This window comes from Veillonella tobetsuensis (assembly GCF_002959935.1).
Classification (GTDB): Bacteria; Bacillota; Negativicutes; order Veillonellales; family Veillonellaceae; genus Veillonella; species Veillonella tobetsuensis.
On sequence record NZ_PPDF01000007.1, the window covers coordinates 16,116 to 37,335 of the forward strand.

A 21,220-nucleotide genomic window follows, 5' to 3' on the forward strand; every position below is an offset into this window, starting at 1 on the left:
TAACAGCACTATTTTGCATTACCAAAGGCTTCACACATATCTACAAAATGCTTGGCCCCTTCAAGAGAGCCTGCAAAATTAAGATGTAAGTAAGATGCTAACACATTATTCGTAGCGTAACCTCCATCATAGGATTGAGGCTTTCGACCACCTTCTAAATGAAAGGCCCATGGGAACTCTTCAATAGTTGGTTCCATTGTAGAAAAATGGAATTCATGACCACGCAAAGTGGTTCCAGTATTACCCAGTAATGTATCCCGTTTTACCGTTGCAGTCACATAGCCGACCTTTTGCAATTTTTGTTGCATTACGCAATTGGCAGGCACGACACCAACCGTATCAAATACATTACCATCAAAATCATGAATGTGTTTACAAAGATACATAAGTCCACCACATTCAGCATAAATCGGCATATGACGTTCATTTGCATCAAGGATGGATTGCTTCATAGGTAGATTCTCGGATAAAGCCTGTAAGAACATTTCAGGGAAGCCGCCCCCAAACACAAGACCGTTCACATCAGGAATAGTACTATCTTTCAAGGGACTAAAATATACAAGTTCTGCCCCTTGAGCCTCAAGAGCAGCTAAACTCGCTGGATAGTAGAAAGAAAAGGCTTCATCATACGCAATACCAATCTTGGTGCGCTTTGTAACACCCTTAGTAGCATCAACAGGTGCTGCCATAGGGGCTGCACTAGCGGCAACCTTGTAAAGTGCATCTAAATCCACCATTGATTGCACTGCATGTTGGATTGTAGCAATCGACTCTGTTGGATCGATTTCTGTAACTGGTGTTAAACCAAGATGACGTTCTGGAGAATGCATACGATCATCACGGCGAATAGCACCAATAACAGGTACACCAATCTTCTCCATTCCTTCACGAACCATACGTTCATGATTATCGGAACCTAAACGGTTTAATATTACACCTTTAAAATCCACATCCTTGTCATAGTCTCTAAAGCCCATTGCAATAGCAGCTGCGCTTTCACCCATAGCCTTACAATCGATAACGAGCACAACAGGAGCACCTAATTGCTTAGCAATTTGAGCCGTACTGCTCACACCCTCTCGGCCACCATCATACAGCCCCATAACGCCTTCAATAATGGCTAGATCTGCATCGCCCGCCATGGATGCAAAAAATGTTGGCAATGTATCCGGTGGAACTAACCAAGAATCCAAATTATAACTTTCACGGCCCGATGCAATTTTATGAAAGCCCGGATCGATATAATCCGGGCCCACTTTAAAGGATTGCACCCCATGGCCACTTGCTCGATACGCTGCGAGAAGGCCCGCAACAATAGTCGTTTTGCCGACACCGGAATTGGTACCAGCTATAACAACACGTGGAATGGGTACAGTATTCATATGTATTACCTCTTATTAATACTATCTATAGGGATTTTACAATATCCATATAGTTAACAGGGTATATAATCGATTAACGATCTTTACGTTTTGCCAAAATTGTGGACAAGTAATTCAATTTCTTGTCTTTAGGCATATTGTCTAAACCTACGAAAACTTGTTCGTCAGGCAAACCAACGCGGGAAATCATAACGGCATCATCTGCCATATTATGTTTCAACAATACTTCTTGCACTTCATCAAAGTTTTTATACACCTTCATGATAACTGCATCATCAGCTACTGCCAATACAGCATCAATTTTTTCCTTAGGTGCTGTAGCTGGAACGATAGCCAATACTTCTTCTTTTTCTACGATTGGATAACCAAGATGAGAACCAATAGCACAGAATGCAGTGATACCAGGAATTGTTTCAATTTCAAAGCCTGTATGTTCAATCAAACGATATACATACATGTAAGTGCTGTAGAACATTGGATCTCCAAGAGTAAGGAATACAACCTTCTTACCTTGTTCTAAATAAGATACGATAATACGTTTCGCTTCTTCCCAACCCTCTTGTTGTGTAGCATCATCGAGTACCATTGGGAATACAACTGGAACGATTTCAGTATGTTCTTGAATGTATGGTTTCGCAATATTAAGAGCTACAGAACCATCTTTCTTTTCTGTTTTAGGTGTAATGATAACGTCCGCTTCGCCAACAATACGCGCCGCTTTCACCGTCATTAATTCAGAGTCCCCAGGACCAACACCTATGCCATATAATTTACCTTTCATGGTGATTCTCCTATTCTAATTTCAATATGTTTACCATTAATATTATACCTAATTTACTAAACATATACAAAGAATTTTATGAAAGTACTATTTTACATTAGGAATGATTGGTCTATGTCCACTACGTTTACCGTATACATCATCAATACAGTCTTGAATATGTTGACAGTAAATATCTTGAATTTGTGAGTATTCGCCTAGAGCATGGTGCATCTCTTCTACTTTATAGCCTGCTTCACGCAATACATTGACCACACTATCCTCTTCATCGCCAAACAAATCATTGAGTGCATGGTCACCTAGCACAAGCAATAGTGGATGAACATAGATTGTATTAGGTCTTTTACCATCAAGCCACTCCCAAGGAAGCGCTACATCCTCAATTAAAGGTGCATTTTCTAGGGTAGCGATACGTACATGGCCGAGACCATTGCGAATTAATTGATATTGCAAATGACCATAAGAGGAGTTGCCAGAACTAATACCACCATGACCAATTAATAACAAACCATCATCAGCGGAAATAGATAGGCTCTTAATAAATGTATCAATAAAGATTTGATAATCATTAGGATGTTCTTCTTGTCCCATGTAGAATACCAACGGACGACCTACGCGAAGAACCTCTAGTTCACTAGCTCGTTCATGATGTAAAATATTATATTTTAGCTTTTCAAATTCTTCCCCACCGGCAAAGTGCAATGTTTGTACATAAATGTGAGTATATCCATCCTCAATGAGAGCATCGAGTGCACCTTGCTCTGTAGGAATATCAATACCACGATCGCGTAAGCGCTTTACAATGATACGAGATGAAAAAGCCAAACGCACTTCATAATCCGTATATTTCTCTTTAATACGATTTACAACAGCATCGATTTGGTTTTCACGAGCAGAATCAACAGTTGAGCCAAAGGCTACCACTAAAATAGCTTGTTTCATAACGTTCTCCTTATAAAATATAACTTACTATCCATCATACCATATGCCCTGTTATAGTGGGATACCATACCCCGTATAAAGCCTATATTATGATAAACTTTCATATGCATATAGATAATACATATCAAAAAGCATCCCCTAATTTGGAGGATGCTTTTCGATGATAGTGTGTATTTATGAGAGAGTTTATATTACAACCTTACATAAAAGCAATTAGGAAATCATTCCCTGTGCCTCCATGCGTGTAGGTCGAATAACGGATTGAAATGAGTCCTTTTGGGAACTGCGTTTTCTGTCAGACATGCGGATAGCTTGCCCTAAATGCTTTAAGAATAAATCTTGCACATAAGGATTTTCTCCAAGACCTTCATTCCAAATATCTACATTATAGCCTTGTTCTGTAAGAAGCGCATAAATCGAATCAGAACGATCGCCGCCAAGGTAATCCATTAAATGTGCAGAACCAATCAAAGCCAATGGCACAACGAGTATGTCCTTATGTCCCATACGTTCTACTAAGGTCAACGCTTGTTTAAATGTAGGGAAACCATTTGTAGTAAATACCGCTACATTAGGTGCTACCCCATACATGGCTTTCAATTGTAATGTAGAGAATTCCAATTGATTTTGTCCATTTGCCATCAATAAAACCGATTTATTGAGAGATTTTGTATTAATATGACGCATAATTCCATCAATGGTTGCTTCATAATCATCAGCGTAGTTTTTCACCCCCAAGGATGTCAATAAAGGTTTACCAATATTAACTTGGGTGAAGCCATATTCACTGCTGTGAAGAAATTTAAGAGCTTGTTTGCGCATTTGTTGATAACATTGATCTGCTACAAGAGTGATTGGTTGAATATAGACCTCATCTATCCCCTTGCGGCTAAATTCTTGCATGACCTCTGTGAAAGAAGAAATTATATCGTCATATTTTTCATTCCATTTTTCCACCAATGCATCAGACAAAAATACCCGTCGTACCTCTACATCTCTGTATAAGGAACGAACTTTAGACTCTATAGTACCAATGGATGTTTCCACTGCTTCTTTATAAATTGATCCGAAGGATGCAATAATTATACCTTTCATATGTGACCTCCATATACTCATATATATGAAATAGATTTCATAATTGAAAACTATTATCAACTACTATGCATTAATAATACAAGATTAATATATGAAAGTCAATGAGAAATATTATCACTAATTTCATTTGTATAGGATAATATTTCGGTATTATTTCCAATTAAATCCAACGTATAAATATTTTCTACAGTTTTATCTATACTACTCTTTAAAATTTTAACAGCTTCATTAGTAAAATTACTCTTTATCACTAGTAACCATCCCTTATATTAAGAAACATTAATTTTATGAAGTTTTTTCAGTGCCTCTGACATATCGACAGCACGATCTTACTATAAGCCTCTATCTATTTACGAGTTTATAGCAACTACAGCTCTATAGGTCGCTATGACTATAATCAACAACTTTATAACCAGCGGCATCTCGCTTTGTATTAACCAAAATATAAATACTATGTAGCTAAAAATAATAAAGCTCCATTTAAACTTACTTTTAGGAACTATATTAATTCCTAGCAATTTGCCGTGTAAGCCTAAAAATACATAGAAAAATACTTTTGTTTGAGAGCCACAATTCCTTAACGCTCGTTTATAAATAAGTTTATATAGCTTTCGCCTTCTATATATAGGGCCTAATACAACGCACGCATATAAAAATGCGGGAAACATACCTTCTAAAACAGATAGTGAAAGCTCATAATTCATATCTTGTAGGCTGCCGATAAAGAAACCAACCAATAATATTAACGAAGAAATCCATCGAAATCGTTGGTCATTTAGAAACGTTAGTAATACGCTCTCAACACACAAATTATCTCCTCCTATTATTAGTCAGTCTATCCGCAATATGAAGCAGAATATTTCCGATAAACTCTCTAATAGTTTAAAGAAATAATACAATACTTTATTATTATTTAATCTATCTAATTATATAACATATTTTTATAAGATATGCCTACTAAAAGAACTCTGAAGAAGTGTTTCATCTCTCTATAAATCATGTTTCAAATATATGTATATATCTAGATACACAAGGTGAATTACTTATAATTATACCATTATAACTAATAAGAATATTAACCTCAAACATAAGAGCACTATATATTTATCATAATATTTTATTAATAAACCCTTATATTATCTATACTTGTACAGGTATGGGGTTTATTGACTTATATTCCACTACTTGCTACGATTAATTATAGATTATATATATTTATGTCTGCATAGTCAGATAATGTTGTTTAATGAGGTGATTCACTTATGATTAGTGTAAAAAAACATGCATTAACTGTTTCTGCTGCATTGGCGGCTTTCGCATTGACATTTGGTGCTCCTGTGCTTGGTCACGCTGCATACCAATTAAATCCTGAAGTAAAAGACCCTACTCCAGCATTAAAAGAAGCTTCTACAATCGGTGTTCGTACACACAATACTGAAGCTTTACAAAACTTGCCAAACAAAGATGCTATCGTTGTTATGAGCTTTGGTACAACTTTCAAAGATACTCGTGCTAAAACAATTGATGCTACTGTAGATGCTATTAAAGCAGCTCATCCAAATACAAAAGTAGTAACAGCTTTCACAAGCCACATTATTCGTGACCGTATCCAACAAAAAGAAGGTATTACATACCCAACTCCTGAAGAAGCATTAGCCCAATTGAAATCTGAAGGTTACTCTCGCGTAGCTTTGACATCCTTGGATGTTATCCCTGGCATGGAATACAACTATGATGTAGCTGTTTATAACCTTTACAAAAACAACTTCAAAAAAATGACATTAGGTACTCCACTTATGTACTGGATGGGTCAAGAAGGCCAAACTGATGAAGTTATTCAAACATTAAAAGCTGTTCAATCTCAATTCCCTAAAGTAGGTAAAGAAGATGCTGTTCTTATCATGGCTCATGGTACTCCAGATCCTGCCAATGCTTACTATTCTGTAATTCAAGACCGCATCCATACTCTTGGTATGAAAAATGTATTTATCTACACTGTAGAAGGTACTCCAAATCTTGAACAAGTTATCCCTCAATTGAAATTACATGGTATTAAGCATGTTACAATGATGCCATTCATGATGGTTGCCGGCGACCATGCTAACAATGACATGGCTGGTGACGAACCAGATTCCCATAAATCCATCCTTGAAAAAGAAGGCTTCAAAGTAGATACTTACCTTCATGGTTTAGGTGAAAACCAAAACATCCGTAACTTATTCGTTGAACGTGCTAACGAATCTTGGGACGCATTACATAAATAATCAATCTACAATTTAACTAGTATCGTTACATAACGTACATAGGAGTACATCATGAAAAAACTACTATTTTGTAGTCTTGCTTTGGTCATGATCGTACTAGCAATAGCTGGGTGTGGTAAAACCACATCCAGCTCTTCTGCTACTACGAAGGAACTTACCTTTAATGGTGAAACCTACACTGTACCAAAGGATCCGCAACGCATCGCCGTTCTTTCAAATTCTGTATTGTCCATGCTATACGCAGTAGATGGAAAGGCAGTTTCCCGAGCTAGCACAACAGATAAATTAGCGCCAGAATTAGAAGCATTACCTGCATTAGGTCAAACGGCTAATATCAATATGGAACAATTGTTAGATTTAAAACCAGATGTGGTATTGGGTTTGGAAAACCAACATAAAAAATATGAATCTCAATTACAATCTAACAATATTCCAGCCGTACTTTTCAATTACGATGGTATCAAGGATAATGTGCCAATGCTAACATTCCTTGGAGAGTTAACAAACCATCAAGATAAGGCTAAATCCGTTATTGCCACCTATGAAAGTAATATTCAAAAGGTTAAGGATGCCATTAAAAACCAACAACCTGCACGTATTGCCGTATTGCGTGCTACCGGTAAAGGTGTGACAGCCGAAACCGATGAAGCGGTAACTGCATCTATGGTCAAAGAATTAGGTATGACAAATGTTGTAACATCTCACCTAGATGGTACAACTAAAGATAAAACGGTACCGTATTCTCTTGAAACATTAACCGCTGATAACCCTGATATTATCTTCGTCGTTACCATGGGTAAAGAAGAAGAAATTACAAAGGCCATGAAGAAAGCTATGACAGATAATCCTGCATGGGCTAATCTTAAGGCTGTACAAAATAATCGTGTCATTTACTTACCATCTAAACTATTCCTACTTAACCCAGGTCTACAAACACCTGAGGCTATGGCTCGTTTAGTGAAAGAAGCATATGGCATTGATGTTACATTTTAACATATCCTAACATACTAAAGAGGGCATTCCCCATTTCGGGAATGCCCTCTTTCACTATTAGTCTAGTTATCTACTCAACTAAACCTTTTACGCGTACATATTGTTTATCATCAAAGGTATCGATTTGAACATCTACAGAGAATACATCTCTAAATAGTTCATCCGATACGATTTCTTTCGTATCTCCAGCTGTCACTAAATGACCGTCTTTTATAATAGCCATATAATGAGAATATTGTACGGCTTGCGTCAATTCATGGAGTACCATCAATACGGTTAACCCTTGTTCATCGTTTAATCGTTTTAACAATTCCATGATTTCTAGTTGATGGTTAATATCTAAGTATGTTGTTGGTTCGTCTAACACTAATAATTTTGGTTGTTGTGCTAACGCCATAGCAATCCATACCCGTTGCCGTTCACCACCAGATAAGGATGGAATTAATTGATTCCGTAAATGATTCGTTTTTGTAATTCCTAATGCATAGTCAACGATTTCTCGGTCCTCTTTGGCCGTATTCTTCCACCACATTTGGTATGGATAGCGTCCACAATATACCAATTCTTCTACGGTCATATCCTTTGGCATATTAGGCACCTGTGGCAGAAACGCCATTTGACGTGCCAATTCATTTTGTGAATACGACTGTAATGGTTTACCTAAAATAGTCACACATTCACGAGGACTATGAATATATCCAATCATAGACCGTAAGAGTGTACTTTTACCACAACCATTAGGCCCGATTAAAGTCGTTATTTTACCAGTAGGGACAGATACATTAATATCATGTAAAATATGACGATTTCCGAGAGTGACGGATAACTGGTTTACATCAATAGCCGTATTCATTAGTTATCCCTCCTCAATAGATATAAGAAGAATGGCGCCCCAAAGAATGCCATAATAATGCCAACCGGTACCTCAATTGGACTCCACATAACACGCCCTACCGTATCACTAACAACGAGGACGAGTGCCCCTAATAGTGCAGAGCCGGGGAGTAAATACGCATAATCATTACCGATGATAAGTCGTAACATATGCGGTATAACGAGGCCTACGAAACCGATTAAGCCCGCAATACTAACGGCACCTGCTGCTAATAGAGCCGCAACAGCAGTCATAATAAACCGCGTTTGTTCTACCTTAAGGCCTAGCCCCTTTGCTGTTTCATCACCTAAACTTAAAATAGTAAGACGTTTGGCACCTAAACAGGCAAAGATAAGACCGACTAACGCGTATGGGAACAGAACCTCTACTTGAGGCCAACTGCGTGCAGCCAAGCCCCCTACCATCCAAAGTAAGGCTCCTTGCACACGATCTCCATAGAATACAAGTAGTGCAGAAATACCAGAGCCTAAAAAAGCAGCCACCGCAACACCAGCCAAGATGATACGGCTTGGGCGTACACCATTCTTCCAAGCAAGAGCATATACCATCAACGCCGCAGCCATAGCACCTATAAAGGCGACAAGAGGCACAATATGATCATAGCCAGGGAAAAGAATAAATATAATAACACCGGCAAGTCCAGCACCGGAGGAAACGCCAACGATTTGAGGATCTGCCAAAGGGTTCTTCATAACCGCCTGTAAAATGGCACCCGATACGGCTAAACAAGCACCAACTAATGCGGCAACAATATTACGAGGCAACCGAATATTCCAAATGATTTGTGATGCTGTATCTGTTAGCTCACTAGCCCACAATGTGTGCCAAATCTCCGATAGTGACACCGGTGTGGAGCCCCAAATCAGTGAGATAATCATGCTAGCTATAACAGCAATAACCAAGACAATAATAACTGATATGCGAAAGAGTTTTCGTTCATTCAGAGAGTCCACAGTAACCTCTCCTTTCATCAATACATGGTGCTATCAGCACCCGTATTATACATATAAACCTCATAATAGATATAGTAAAACCCGAATCGCCAGCAGTATGCAACGATTCGGGTTACTTATTATTTAGATTCTTTGCCTTCTACAAAGAGCATATCGTTGCGTTTTACGTCTGTGTAAAGCAATGCATTACATACGGATGCTGCAATTGGGCTACCACCTTTGTTACCTTTTACAGTGATATAAGGAACTGGGGATACTTCCATCAAATAATCTTTGGATTCAGCAGCGCCAACAAAGCCTACAGGAATACCAATGATAAGAGCTGGTTTAATACCTTCTTCAAGAGCTAAACGCAATACTTCGTACAATGCAGTTGGTGCATTACCGATAGCAACGATTTGGCCTTCCAACTCTTTACCAAATGTACGCATAGCAGCGATGGAACGAGTTACACCTAATTCTTTAGCCATTTTAGCTACGTTTTCATCTTTGATTAAGCAATGTACTTCATTACCACGAAGTTTAAGAGCCGGTTTAGAAATACCTGTACGAACCATTTCTACGTCAGTGTAAATATCTGCACCATCGTCTAATGCTTCGATACCTTTTTGAACAGCGTCAGGACTCATTTTTACGAGTTGAGCATATTCAACGTCACCAGATGCGTGAACTGTACGAGATACAACGCGTACTTCATCATCGGTTAAACCTAAATCCTTTACATAATCGTAAATGATTTCCATACTTTTATCTTCAATAGCTTTAGGATTTTTAACGTAATCCATTAGTGTCCTCCCATAATTTGAAAAATTTATCATTCGATGATACCACAGGGCATTCGAGTTTTACCCGTGGACGATCGATAACAATAACGTGGATGCCAAGGTCGATGGCAGCCTGTAATTTCGTATCAGCACCACCTACGAGGCCAGAGTTTTTCATAACTACAACGCTCGCCTTTGTATCGTGAAACATAATACGATTCATATCGTAAGAAAATGGACCTTGTACGGCAACGATACGTTTAGGACTCACATTGAGGTCTTCCATCATTTGCAACACCTCAGCAGTTGGCAAAATACGTGTCCACACTTCACAGTCTCGCAACGCTTCAGATTTAGCAAAGATGTGCATTGTCTTACTACCAGTAGTCAAATACACATGGTTATTATTTTCTTTTGCTAACTTGCCTGCTAGATTAGCTGCTTCTGTCTCATCCACTACGATATGCAACTTATCATAGTCTGGCAAGGGTACCTCTTTTCGTTCAAACCGAACAAAAGGGATACCCACCGCCTTAGCTGCATCTTGAGCCGTTGCAGTCACAATAGCCGCATACGGATGGCTTGCATCAATGAGTAGGCGCACATTATGCTCCTTAATCAATTGTTGCATAGCCTCTTGGTCAAGACGGCCTGTATGAACTGTAATGCCTTCATGAGCTGCCAATTCCGCCCCATATTGGCTCACAACCGTCACGAGAACCTCTTCACCGGTTCGTTCTTGAATATCTACCGCTAAGGTTCGACCATCCAAGGTACCAGCGATGACCCAAATCATAATTTATAGCCTCGAGGTGTAATCATACGACCATTTTCAACATAAGTTTGGCTGTTACCAATGATAACAAGTGTTTGCATATCCACTTCTTCTTTTGTGAAGTTTTCAAGGTCAGAGATAACCATGTGTTGACCTGGACGGCCTGCTTTTTGTACGATACCTACTGGTGTTTTAGGGTCGCGGTATTGAAGAACGATTTCACGTACTTCTTCTAAGTGAGTAACGCGTTTTTTACTGCGTGGGTTGTACAAGGAAATAACCATGTCACCTTGCGCACAAAGATCAGCACGTTTTTTGATAAGATCCCATGGAGTCATCAAGTCACTAAGAGAAATAACAGCAAAGTCATGCATCAATGGTGCACCCAAAACAGATGCTGCCACATTAACGGCACTAAGTCCTGGTACGATATCTACAGAAGGACGTGTGTCAGCTGGTACTTTGTTAGCAAGCTCCAATACAAGACCTGCCATACCGTATACACCTGAGTCACCAGAGGATACTACGACTACTTGATGGCCTGCTACTGCAAGGTCAACAGCTTGTTGGCAACGATCTACTTCTTGCATCATCGCTGTACCAACAGTCTCTTTACCTTCGATAAGGTCTTTAATCAAATCAAGATATGTTAAATAACCGACTACACGATCTGCCGCTAAAATTGCTTCCCGTGCTTGTGGTGTCATAAATTCAGCGTCCCCAGGGCCAATACCGATTACTTTGATGTTACCTGTGCAATGGCTACCGTTGTTTTGGGATACACCGTTTTGTTCTGTATTAATGTTTGGCTCTTGGCCGCTAGTAATGCCGTTGTCTCGCATACGTTTCCTACTCCTATTGTTCCTTTTACAAATGTGGATTCTTTTAAATCCTGTTCTTCTATAACGGGTGCTATCTCTTCTTGTGTGTAGAAATGGATAGACCACCCTAATTCATTTACAGCCTCTAATAGACCGACTTCATCTTGTTTTACAATAACCGATGCAGCTGTGACGATACTTTTTGGTGAAAGCTTATGTACCTGTAATGATTGCGTAATAGCATCGAGGATGAGTTCCTTCGGCGTATCTCGGCGGCAACCTATGCCCATCGTATACGTACGAGGGCGTAAAATAAGTTGCTCTGTATACTCAGGAATCACCTTATCCGTTATCACTACGCGACGAACGCCATTAGTCTCAGGCAATGTAAATACATCTACCATCTGAACAGTACCATGAGTACCGATATGTGCTGTAGCAGATTGTGCTAAATGCTGTGCATTGACCAATGTGTTATCGATATAATAATTAACCGTTTCACCTGCGACGACAGCTGAGTTCACATCCACTAAGGTTTGGAAATCATCTACCAACAGATGCTCATGGCGCGCCAACACGTCAGGCGCTGGCAATCCGTTTACATCCGTAGCGGTTGTAATAACCGGGTCCGCATCGATGGCCAGCGAAATGGACTGCGTCCATTCGTTGGCGCCCCCCAGGTGACCAGATAATAAGCTAATTACATGGTGTCCTACTTCGTCCATTACAACAATCGCAGGGTCCTTAGATTTATGCTCAATATATGGTGCAATCATGCGCACTACGATGCCCAGTGCCATAATGCACAACACTTGATCATAATCTTTGAAAATCTGTCCAATATGGTTTTTGAGGGAATCAAAATAGATGGCCTCGCCTCCAGATGGACGATTTTCCTTTTCAAAGCAATCTGCATGAGGTGCCACTAAAGACCTAATGCGTTGACCTAGCTTTGCACCTCGTTCAGACACAGAAAGAATAGCTGTCCTATTCTTCTTGCTTCCCGTCAAAGGCGCAACAGTTTCTAGTGCTTTCATCACACTAGTCCTTAGCACTACGATACATGTGAGCAAAGCCCTTATCGTAAAGCTTAGATAATTCGTATTCGCTATCTAATACATGACTAACAACGATCATAGCTTGACGTAATACGCCTTCTTCAGCCACGATATCCGCAATCGTTTCTAATGTGCCACGAATAATGCGTTGGTCTGGCCAAGAAGCTTTCACTACGATTGCTACAGGTGTTGTTTTATCATAACCGCCTTCGATGAGTTCAGCCACTACCTTATCTAGCATTTGAACGCTAAGGAAGATACACATGGTCGCTTCATGAGATGCTAACATGCGCAATTTTTCCTTTGGAGGCATTGGTGTACGGCCTTCCATGCGCGTAATAATGACGGTTTGAGATACATTTGGCAATGTGTACTCTTGTTTTAATGCTGCTGCAGTAGCAAGGAACGAACTTACGCCAGGCACCACTTCATAGGTAATCCCCATGCCAGCCAAAGCATCCATTTGCTCTTGAATAGCACCGTAAATAGCAGGGTCGCCAGTGTGCAAACGGACAACCTTTTTGCCTTCTGCTACGGATGCTTTCATAACAGCTAGTACCTCATCAAGATTCATAGTAGCACTGTTATGAATTTCACAGCTAGGTTTACAAGCCTCTAAAATAGCAGGATTCACCAAGGAACCAGCATAGATAACAACGTCCGCTTCTTGTACTAAACGATAGCCTTTTCGCGTAATAAGCTCTGGATCCCCAGGGCCTGCGCCTACAATATGCACGTCAACCATATTACTCTCCTTCTGCGATACGCGTTGCAGATACAATAAAAATTGGACTCAATGGGTCCAACAAATGATATGGACCAGCCTTACGATAGCGGCTAATGGACATTTGGTACCCTTCATAGGTGAAAGGACGACCTTTCAACTCTTTTAAAATGGTATAACCCGTTTCCATCGTTACCGCCGTTACAACAAGGCGACCGCCTACCTTTAACAACCGTTGTACTTCATCCATAATGCCCGTCATACCACCAGCACTGCCGCCGATAATAACCGCATCAAGCTCAGGTAAATCTTCCATACCTTCTGGAGCCTTGGATTTTATAACAGTCATATTATTTACATTGAATTTCTTCATATTTTCATGAATCAACTCAATGCCTTTATCAAAACGTTCGATAGCGTACACATGTCCTTTAGGTGCTGCAAGAGCCGCTTCAATTGAAATCGACCCAGTACCTGCACCTACGTCGAGGACGATGCTATCTTCTTCGATGCGCGCTTCATTCATAACGGCTTTGCGAATCTCGCATTTCGTCATCGGCACGTCACCGCGTATAAATTCCTCATCAGGAATTCCGAAAAAATGTCTCATCCTAGTACCACCATAACAGAATGTCCAAAGCCTTCGAGTTCTGTAAGAACCTCTAGCGTGGAGTCTACAATTTTCTCATCGTCATAACTCAAGCGCTCAAGGGCTGCAGCTCTCGTTTCTTTTGGCCAACCTGCATCTATTAAAATACGCGCAATATGCGCTGGATTATATTCAGGATCCGTTAAGAATCCCATCTTTTTCCCTGCTTCATACACGAGTTTCTCAGGCGCTGGTTGGCGTCCATGAAAACTCATTAAATCCGCATCATGCCACACCTCATTAAGACGTGCAAAGGCAAATGTCATGGAACTAATGCCTGGCACCACTTCAATACGCGTGGTGGGAAATTTCTTTTTCAAATACGGTAACAAGCTATAGTAGCCCGTATCACCACTGACCATAACAACTACGTCATAATCGTTGAGCTCACGCTCAATTTGTTCAGATAACATGCTTAGCTTACCTGTTACAGGATATGTAATTTGGCCAGGCTCTTGAAAGTCCTCTAAGGACCGTTCACTGCCTACCAATACTGTAGCATGTTTAATTAAATTAAGGCCTTTAGGCACCACATAATCAGGATTGCCCGGACCAATGCCTACGATATACAAGGTATGTGCCATTGTTCAAGCTCTCCTATCTCTTTAGCATGTTTATCCATAGCCAAAATCTCACCCTTTAATGTGGTAATAATAATACCTACTTCAGCCTCATTGGCAATATATCGTTCACTACGTAACGATGCACGATCTACCACACGTTGATATACACCAGTTAGGCCTTCTCGCTCTAAGATAGGGAACGTAGATTCTGTAGTTTGGCAATTAAATAACTCTTCACAAACCGCCTGTGATGCACCTTCAAGGGCTGCATAGGCCACAATACTTTCCATGCGACCATCGCTCATGCGATTATGGGTATGAAAACTTCCGCTAGCAAGCTTAATAAGTTTACCAATATGACCGATGATCAAGATACGTTTAAATCCAATATGAACGGCTTGTTCAAGCATAAATCCGATGAAGTTACTCGTTTCAGCCATTTGGTTCTTATGGATACCAAGCACTTGTTCTGCCAAATCTTGACCAATCCGCCCTGGTACGAGAACCGCTGTTTCACAGCTATTGGCTTTCATCACCTTTAACTGAGGCACCAAAGAATTCTTGAACCCTTCTTCACTCATCGGTTTTACAATGCCCGTCGTACCAATAATGGAGATACCACCTTCAATACCAAGAGTATGATTCAATGTCTTCTTAGCCAACACCTTACCATTAGGCACACTAACGGTTACCGTTACGCCTTGACCATGAACACAGAATTCCTCAAAGACAAGTTTCATCATAGTCCGTGGACCCGGATTAATGGCAGGTTCGCCTGGCGGCATTGCTAGGCCTGGTTTCGTTACGGTGCCGACACCAAAGCCTGCGCGAAAGCGAATCTCCCCAGAATCATCAAGGGTAATGGTCGTTTCCACATCATTGCCATGTGTTACATCAGGGTCATCGCCGCCATCTTTCATAACGGTTGCCTTAGCCTCCGTATCAGATATAATCTCTACGGCCTTAATAGGCACCTCAATGTATTGACCTTGTGGGTTTTCAATAACCACCTTATCTACAATCTTCTTATCTAAGAGAGCCAATAAACCAGCTTTCATTCCTGCCGTAGCACATGAACCGGTCGTATATCCACCCTTCATGTCCTCTACTCTCATAGGGCCTCCTACACCAATAGGGTTAGCGATTCAAAGGAATCAATCTAACCCCATTTTTTATATCTATGTTATTAGGAACGGAAATTAACGAATTGCAATTCTACAGGAATATCCAATTGTTTTAACATTTGAATCACTGCTTGCAAATCATCTTTATCCTTGCCAGATACGCGCACTTGATCCTCTTGAATAGATGCTTGTACCTTTAATTTCATGTTTTTGATTGCTTTTACTACTTCTTTAGCATTTTCTTTTGTGATGCCTTTTTTAATAGTAATTACTTGACGTACAGTTGCACCTGCAGCTGGTTCAATCTTGCCATAGTCAAGATTTTTAATCGCTACATTACGCTTAACCATCTTGCCTTTTAATACATCGATAATAGCATTCAATTTATATTCGTCATCGCCAATAATTTTGATGGTGTCACCTTCAAGACTAATTTCTGCTTTAGAACCGCGGAAATCATAACGCGTACCAATCTCTTTCTTGGCTTGGTTTACCGCATTATCTACCTCTTGCATCTCCACTTCAGATACTACGTCAAAGGAACAATCTTTAGCCATATAATACCTCCCTACACCTGAACCCGTTGGGCATGGGGTCCACGCATTATTTTCATCATCATCCACGTATTCATTGAATAGAATACATCTATATAATTATATCGTAAATTATCAATATTTACTAGGAATTCAAATAATTAGATTATGATGATTTTTCATTAATCTAAATACAATAATTATCTTCGTATCCTATTATTTTTATATAATCAACTAAAATACCCAATAGCAATATTTTAAAATTTATCACTATTGGGTATTAATACTACTTATATTTTATTTAATTGGTAAAACAATATTTTGACCAGTAGGTTTACTTGGATTCATAGCATTAGGCAAATCTTCCACTGTTGTATTTAAATCTGTATCAGTAGATACAACAGCTACAAATTTTTGACCAGGTTCATAGTAAATATTAGTCCCTTTCATGAACAAGCCACCAACCAAACTTACTGCAGCAGCAACGGCAACTGCTCCATTATCAGAATGACCCTTTCCTTTAACTTCTGCAGTTAACGGAACATTTACACCATTAATAGTCTTAATGCTATCAATTTTAAACTCTAAACGACCTTTGCGTCCAAGCATACCATTTTTTCTTGCTTTTGTAATTGTCCCTAATACCTCTTGGTTTGCTGGAATAACAACTACATCATTAATTAGTATATTTTCTATGGTCTTTAATCTAAAGGTATTTCCTTCTTTGCTTTTCTTAGAACTAATAGGATCAATTAATTCTAAATTTATATTTGTATCTTTAGGAATATACGCATGTCCAGCAACAACAGATGATGTCTTTACAGTTGCCGTAGTTTCACCACTCTTTAACAACTGAATACGATTAACTCCAGATGGTAATTCTGTCTTAACTACAGATTCCTGAGTCACACTTTGTGTACTTGTATCTTCTGCTGAAGCAGTCAGTGGTAATGCACAAGAAACACTAAGACAACCTACAACCAAAAGTTTTAATAATGCTTTAGATGTTTTCATATATTCCTCCAAAAGCGAATAAATTCACAAGCCAATTTATAACTACAGTATAGCACATTATGAAAAATTAATGAATTCCTCATTTATAGTTAAACAACATAATATACTAGGATAACCAATACATAAATTTTTATTATAATACAATCTATCTATAAAATCTCAATATCCTCATACTGTGGTTGTACAACCCACTCACCACGTAGATTTACAATTCCCCATTTACCTTGAGATTTTGCCACAGCATAACCATGTTTAACGGGCATTGCGGAGGTAATTGTGTTATCACTAAATAATACTTTGCCAGTATCATCAATAAGCTTATAATCACTAGAGGTCTTATGTACCCAAGTATATGGTCCACTAAATTTGTTTATCCCCATATCTTTGGAGGTAGTCAAAATTACATTTCCTGTTGTCATATCGATTAACTGTTGAGTATCACCACTCACGACAACCATATTAGTTAGGCTTACAAATCTAATAGAATCATAGGTAAACGGAATAACTTGTTTACCTGTATCCACGTCAAATACACCCGCTTTTTTAGAATCTTTATTGATAAGTACTAACAATCCATTAATATCACTAAATTCGCCTAAATCATAATTACCTGGTTGAATAATATAATTACCTTCACGATTTACGAACCCAATAAGACCTTGATTTTTCACAAGTGTACCGTAAGCAGTAATTGGCCAAACTGCATCATTTTTACTGTCGATAACAATTTTACCATCACGATTAATATAACCACGCTTTACACCATCATATACAGGGTTCCATGCATCACCATAATAGATTCCGCCATGATTACTAAGGGTTATTCCTACAGCCATACTCAACAAGCCTCCAAGATTAAACTTGCTTATATGGCGTCGGAATTCTGCCAATCCATCATCATATGCGTCAATATCATTAGATGGTGCTTCAAATACAGTCTTACCTGTGCCATCAATTGCTACAGTTTTACCTTTCGCATCTTTTACAAAAGCACGATCTTCACTAAATTTCGTATATACTTCTTTAAATTGTGGTGCGATTACAGTATTACCTGATGCATCAGTAAAGCCCCATTTTCCTTTGACAGAAACGGCCGTATAAGAATCACTTGCATAGGTTTCCTTATGGTTTAACGAATTTTGATTCTTGTTTACAGTCTCATCATGATGATCAATAATTTGTTTAACCTGTTCATCTAAGGCATCTTTACCAGTTGATAAAACGGTACCATCTACTTTAATATGTTCTAAAGTTTTCTTTAACTTTACGAAGTATGTTCCGTCCTCAGCATAAGATGGATCTAACTCTTTATATTGTGGATCAAGCAAAACTTGACCATTAGTTCCTACAAGTCCCCATTTACCATTTTGCTTAACCTTAGCTAATTGACCCATTTTAATAAAAGCACTATTACTTTCAGTAGCCTCATCAATGTTTGCTTGGAGAGACTTAAATGCTTCTGGTGCTAATTTTTGAGTGGCTCCAATAATTGGTACGGCTACATAATCACCTAATTGCCCTACACCAACAGATACAGTTGTACCACTTGATTTAGTAGATACCTTTTCAGTCGTAGAAATATTAGTAGTAGATGTGGATACACTCTGTTGTTCACGTGTTACACGCGTACTTGTAGATGTTGGTGTATCATGATTTGTTACTGTTGTAATACTAGTGGATGTTGTACTAGATGCTGCGAAAGCACTCGTAGACATAGCCGCCAACACACATGCGACTAATAAAGATTTCTTGTTGAGTTTCATAGGCCTCTCCTCTTATTACTCAAAGCACTCTAGATATAAAAATTTTATAAAAAACTATTAACATAAATTATACTATATAGCCCTTTATATATACAATAAATTATGAAAAATTCTTCATCCATTATTTTTTTGCTATAATAGGACCTATGAAAACAGCAACCATAATCGACTTGATTGTAGATGCTAATGTACACACGCAATCTATGAATCACATCATAAAACAACAGCATATTTCACAGCGCATGCGACGACGTCTAAAAAATAATGGGATCATCACCATTAACGGACAATCGGCTACATGGGATACCCTTGTTCATGGCGGAGATCATCTACTTATGAAATTAGCACCTGAACAAGAATTTTCACGCACTCCAATGAATCTGGAAGTCGTATACGAAGACGAACACATCCTCGCTGTAAATAAAGCCGCCGGTGTTCTTATGCACCCTACCTCGACAGTACGCGAGGGAACATTGGCAAATGGTGTTCTCTATTATTATGACGAAACCGAACAAGCTCATGACTTTCACCCCGTCCATCGCCTCGATAAGGACACATCGGGCATCGTCATCATCGCTAAAACATCGGTAGTACAACACGCCTTTGATAAGCAACGCATAAAATTTCAAAAGGTTTATGACGCCATCGTTGAAGGCACTATGCCAAGTCAATCGCTAACCATTAATTATCCCATCGGACGTAAACCGGGTAGCATCATCGAACGGTGTTGCACATTAATCGGCAAACCGGCTCGTACAGATGTGACGGTATTGACACACCACATAGTTTCCGAGCCAATACAAATGGATATAAATATGAGCACGCAACAGGTTCTCACTCATGTGCAATGTGTATTGCATACGGGCCGAACCCATCAGATTCGTGTACATCTATCCCATTTAGGTTTTCCTTTAGCTGGTGATGATTTATATGGTGGTCATTTAGACCTAATTCAGCGCCAAGCATTACACGCAGGATATCTAGCTTTCACCCATCCTATGACACAAAAACACATGGAATTACGTGCACCTCTACCAGAGGACATGAAAAATATACTTAATCCATAAAACAGTATAAAAATTGTGGTGCTTTACATTGTTTCTTGATATACTAACAATGAATAGATATGTATCATCATAAGTTGATGACAATACTTTCAAAATACATAGAATCGGCTACTATGCCAAGGAGGACATTATGCCATTAGTAACGACTACGGAAATGTTTAAAAAAGCTTATGAAGGCGGTTACGCAGTAGGTGCTTTCAACGTTAACAATATGGAAATCGTGCAAGGTATCGTAGATGCAGCCAAAGAGGAACAATCCCCTCTTATTTTGCAAGTATCTGCAGGGGCTCGCAAATATGCTAAACATATTTATCTTGTAAAACTAGTAGAAGCCGCTCTTGAAGACAGCAACTTACCTATCGCGCTTCACCTTGACCACGGCGATTCCTTCGAAATCTGTAAGGACTGTGTAGATGGTGGTTTCACATCCGTTATGATTGACGCATCTCACCATGATTTCGATGAAAACGTAAAAATTACAAAACAAGTTGTTGAATACGCTCATGCGCACGGTGTTGTAGTAGAAGCAGAACTTGGTCGTTTAGCTGGCGTAGAAGATGACGTTAACGTATCCGATGCAGACGCTCGCTTCACAGACCCAGAACAAGCTGCTGAATTCGTAGCATTAACAGGCGTTGATTCCTTGGCTATCGCTATTGGTACAAGCCACGGTGCTTACAAATTCAAAGGCAATCCTTACCTTGACTTCGATCGTTTGAAAAAAGTTGGCGAATTATTGCCTAACTTCCCAATCGTATTACATGGTGCATCCTCTGTATTGCCTGAATTCGTAGCAAAATGTAATGAATTTGGTGGCAACATTCCAGGTGCACAAGGCGTACCTGAAGAAATGCTTCGCAAAGCAGCGCAAATGGCGGTTTGCAAAATCAACATCGATACAGACCTTCGCCTTGCGATGACTGCATCTGTTCGCGAATACTTGGCTCAAAATCCATCCGAGTTTGACCCTCGTAAATATTTAGGACCTGCTCGTGACGCTATTAAAGGCATGGTAGCTCACAAAATTAAAAACGTATTGGGTTCTTCCAACACTCTATAA

Annotated in this window: 21 protein-coding genes; 4 read left to right on the forward strand and 17 right to left on the reverse strand. The window is 39.3% G+C overall.

The genetic code is table 11. The features are described from left to right. Positions 1-8 precede the first annotated feature (8 nt). From VTHSUH11_RS02370 to VTHSUH11_RS02385, 4 genes are all read right to left on the reverse strand, one after another. Positions 9-1,382: a cobyrinic acid a,c-diamide synthase CobB gene (locus VTHSUH11_RS02370; RefSeq protein WP_105092518.1), complete on the reverse strand. Its 1,374-nt coding sequence runs from the start codon at positions 1,380-1,382 to the stop codon at positions 9-11. Between the two features lie 73 nt (positions 1,383-1,455). Further along, a complete protein-coding gene (gene cobI, locus VTHSUH11_RS02375; protein ID WP_059363168.1) occupies positions 1,456-2,163 on the reverse strand; it encodes a precorrin-2 C(20)-methyltransferase in 708 nt (235 codons plus the stop codon). 87 nt (positions 2,164-2,250) lie between these two features. After that, complete coding sequence (locus VTHSUH11_RS02380) at positions 2,251-3,105, reverse strand: sirohydrochlorin cobaltochelatase (RefSeq protein ID WP_105092519.1); 855 nt, start codon at positions 3,103-3,105, stop codon at positions 2,251-2,253. A 213-nt stretch (positions 3,106-3,318) separates the two neighbouring features. Continuing rightward, positions 3,319-4,200 carry a sirohydrochlorin cobaltochelatase gene (locus VTHSUH11_RS02385; protein WP_105092520.1) on the reverse strand — a complete coding sequence of 294 codons (882 nt, stop codon included), beginning with the start codon at positions 4,198-4,200 and terminating at the stop codon, positions 3,319-3,321. A gap of 1,262 nt (positions 4,201-5,462) precedes the next feature. Between VTHSUH11_RS02385 and VTHSUH11_RS02395 the strand changes: the two genes are divergently transcribed. Next, positions 5,463-6,464 (forward strand): sirohydrochlorin cobaltochelatase, encoded by a 1,002-nt coding sequence (locus VTHSUH11_RS02395; RefSeq protein WP_105092522.1) that lies wholly within the window; start codon positions 5,463-5,465, stop codon positions 6,462-6,464. Between the two features lie 51 nt (positions 6,465-6,515). Next, positions 6,516-7,457 (forward strand): ABC transporter substrate-binding protein, encoded by a 942-nt coding sequence (locus tag VTHSUH11_RS02400; RefSeq protein WP_105092523.1) that lies wholly within the window; start codon positions 6,516-6,518, stop codon positions 7,455-7,457. 70 nt (positions 7,458-7,527) lie between these two features. Here VTHSUH11_RS02400 and VTHSUH11_RS02405 read toward each other — a convergent pair whose 3' ends face one another. The 13 genes from VTHSUH11_RS02405 to VTHSUH11_RS02465 form a co-directional block, all read right to left on the reverse strand. Further along, complete coding sequence (locus VTHSUH11_RS02405) at positions 7,528-8,310, reverse strand: ABC transporter ATP-binding protein (RefSeq protein ID WP_016475724.1); 783 nt, start codon at positions 8,308-8,310, stop codon at positions 7,528-7,530. Beyond that, a complete protein-coding gene (locus VTHSUH11_RS02410) occupies positions 8,310-9,305 on the reverse strand; it encodes a FecCD family ABC transporter permease (RefSeq protein ID WP_005379268.1) in 996 nt (331 codons plus the stop codon). Before VTHSUH11_RS02410 ends, VTHSUH11_RS02405 begins: the two co-directional genes overlap by 1 nt. Before the next feature lie 119 nt (positions 9,306-9,424). Then, positions 9,425-10,090: a precorrin-8X methylmutase gene (locus VTHSUH11_RS02415; protein ID WP_105092524.1), complete on the reverse strand. Its 666-nt coding sequence runs from the start codon at positions 10,088-10,090 to the stop codon at positions 9,425-9,427. Next, positions 10,077-10,865, reverse strand: a complete 789-nt coding sequence (cobK, locus tag VTHSUH11_RS02420; RefSeq protein ID WP_105092525.1) for a precorrin-6A reductase — start codon at positions 10,863-10,865, stop codon at positions 10,077-10,079. The genes VTHSUH11_RS02415 and cobK overlap by 14 nt, the downstream gene beginning before the upstream one ends. Then, a complete protein-coding gene (cobJ, locus tag VTHSUH11_RS02425; protein WP_244899973.1) occupies positions 10,862-11,551 on the reverse strand; it encodes a precorrin-3B C(17)-methyltransferase in 690 nt (229 codons plus the stop codon). The genes cobK and cobJ overlap by 4 nt, the downstream gene beginning before the upstream one ends. Before the next feature lie 29 nt (positions 11,552-11,580). Next, positions 11,581-12,702 (reverse strand): cobalt-precorrin 5A hydrolase, encoded by a 1,122-nt coding sequence (locus VTHSUH11_RS02430; RefSeq protein ID WP_105092526.1) that lies wholly within the window; start codon positions 12,700-12,702, stop codon positions 11,581-11,583. A gap of 4 nt (positions 12,703-12,706) precedes the next feature. After that, positions 12,707-13,468 (reverse strand): precorrin-4 C(11)-methyltransferase, encoded by a 762-nt coding sequence (cobM, locus tag VTHSUH11_RS02435; protein WP_105092527.1) that lies wholly within the window; start codon positions 13,466-13,468, stop codon positions 12,707-12,709. A gap of 1 nt (position 13,469) precedes the next feature. Next, positions 13,470-14,057, reverse strand: coding sequence for a precorrin-6Y C5,15-methyltransferase (decarboxylating) subunit CbiT (gene cbiT / locus VTHSUH11_RS02440; protein ID WP_005382722.1), 588 nt, complete (start codon positions 14,055-14,057; stop codon positions 13,470-13,472). Then, a complete protein-coding gene (gene cbiE, locus VTHSUH11_RS02445; RefSeq protein ID WP_105092528.1) occupies positions 14,054-14,680 on the reverse strand; it encodes a precorrin-6y C5,15-methyltransferase (decarboxylating) subunit CbiE in 627 nt (208 codons plus the stop codon). The genes cbiT and cbiE overlap by 4 nt, the downstream gene beginning before the upstream one ends. Continuing rightward, complete coding sequence (gene cbiD / locus VTHSUH11_RS02450; protein ID WP_105092529.1) at positions 14,656-15,774, reverse strand: cobalt-precorrin-5B (C(1))-methyltransferase CbiD; 1,119 nt, start codon at positions 15,772-15,774, stop codon at positions 14,656-14,658. Before cbiD ends, cbiE begins: the two co-directional genes overlap by 25 nt. 71 nt (positions 15,775-15,845) lie before the next feature. Continuing rightward, positions 15,846-16,340 (reverse strand): YajQ family cyclic di-GMP-binding protein, encoded by a 495-nt coding sequence (locus VTHSUH11_RS02455; protein ID WP_059363192.1) that lies wholly within the window; start codon positions 16,338-16,340, stop codon positions 15,846-15,848. 273 nt (positions 16,341-16,613) lie between these two features. Beyond that, positions 16,614-17,330 carry a hypothetical protein gene (locus VTHSUH11_RS02460; protein WP_105092530.1) on the reverse strand — a complete coding sequence of 239 codons (717 nt, stop codon included), beginning with the start codon at positions 17,328-17,330 and terminating at the stop codon, positions 16,614-16,616. Positions 17,331-17,479: 149 nt separating this feature from the next. Next, positions 17,480-19,093, reverse strand: a complete 1,614-nt coding sequence (locus tag VTHSUH11_RS02465; protein ID WP_105092531.1) for a WG repeat-containing protein — start codon at positions 19,091-19,093, stop codon at positions 17,480-17,482. A gap of 146 nt (positions 19,094-19,239) precedes the next feature. On the opposite strand from VTHSUH11_RS02465, the gene VTHSUH11_RS02470 reads away from it, so the two are divergent. After that, positions 19,240-20,160, forward strand: a complete 921-nt coding sequence (locus VTHSUH11_RS02470) for an RluA family pseudouridine synthase (protein WP_105092532.1) — start codon at positions 19,240-19,242, stop codon at positions 20,158-20,160. A gap of 130 nt (positions 20,161-20,290) precedes the next feature. Beyond that, positions 20,291-21,220, forward strand: coding sequence for a class II fructose-1,6-bisphosphate aldolase (fba, locus tag VTHSUH11_RS02475; protein WP_105092533.1), 930 nt, complete (start codon positions 20,291-20,293; stop codon positions 21,218-21,220).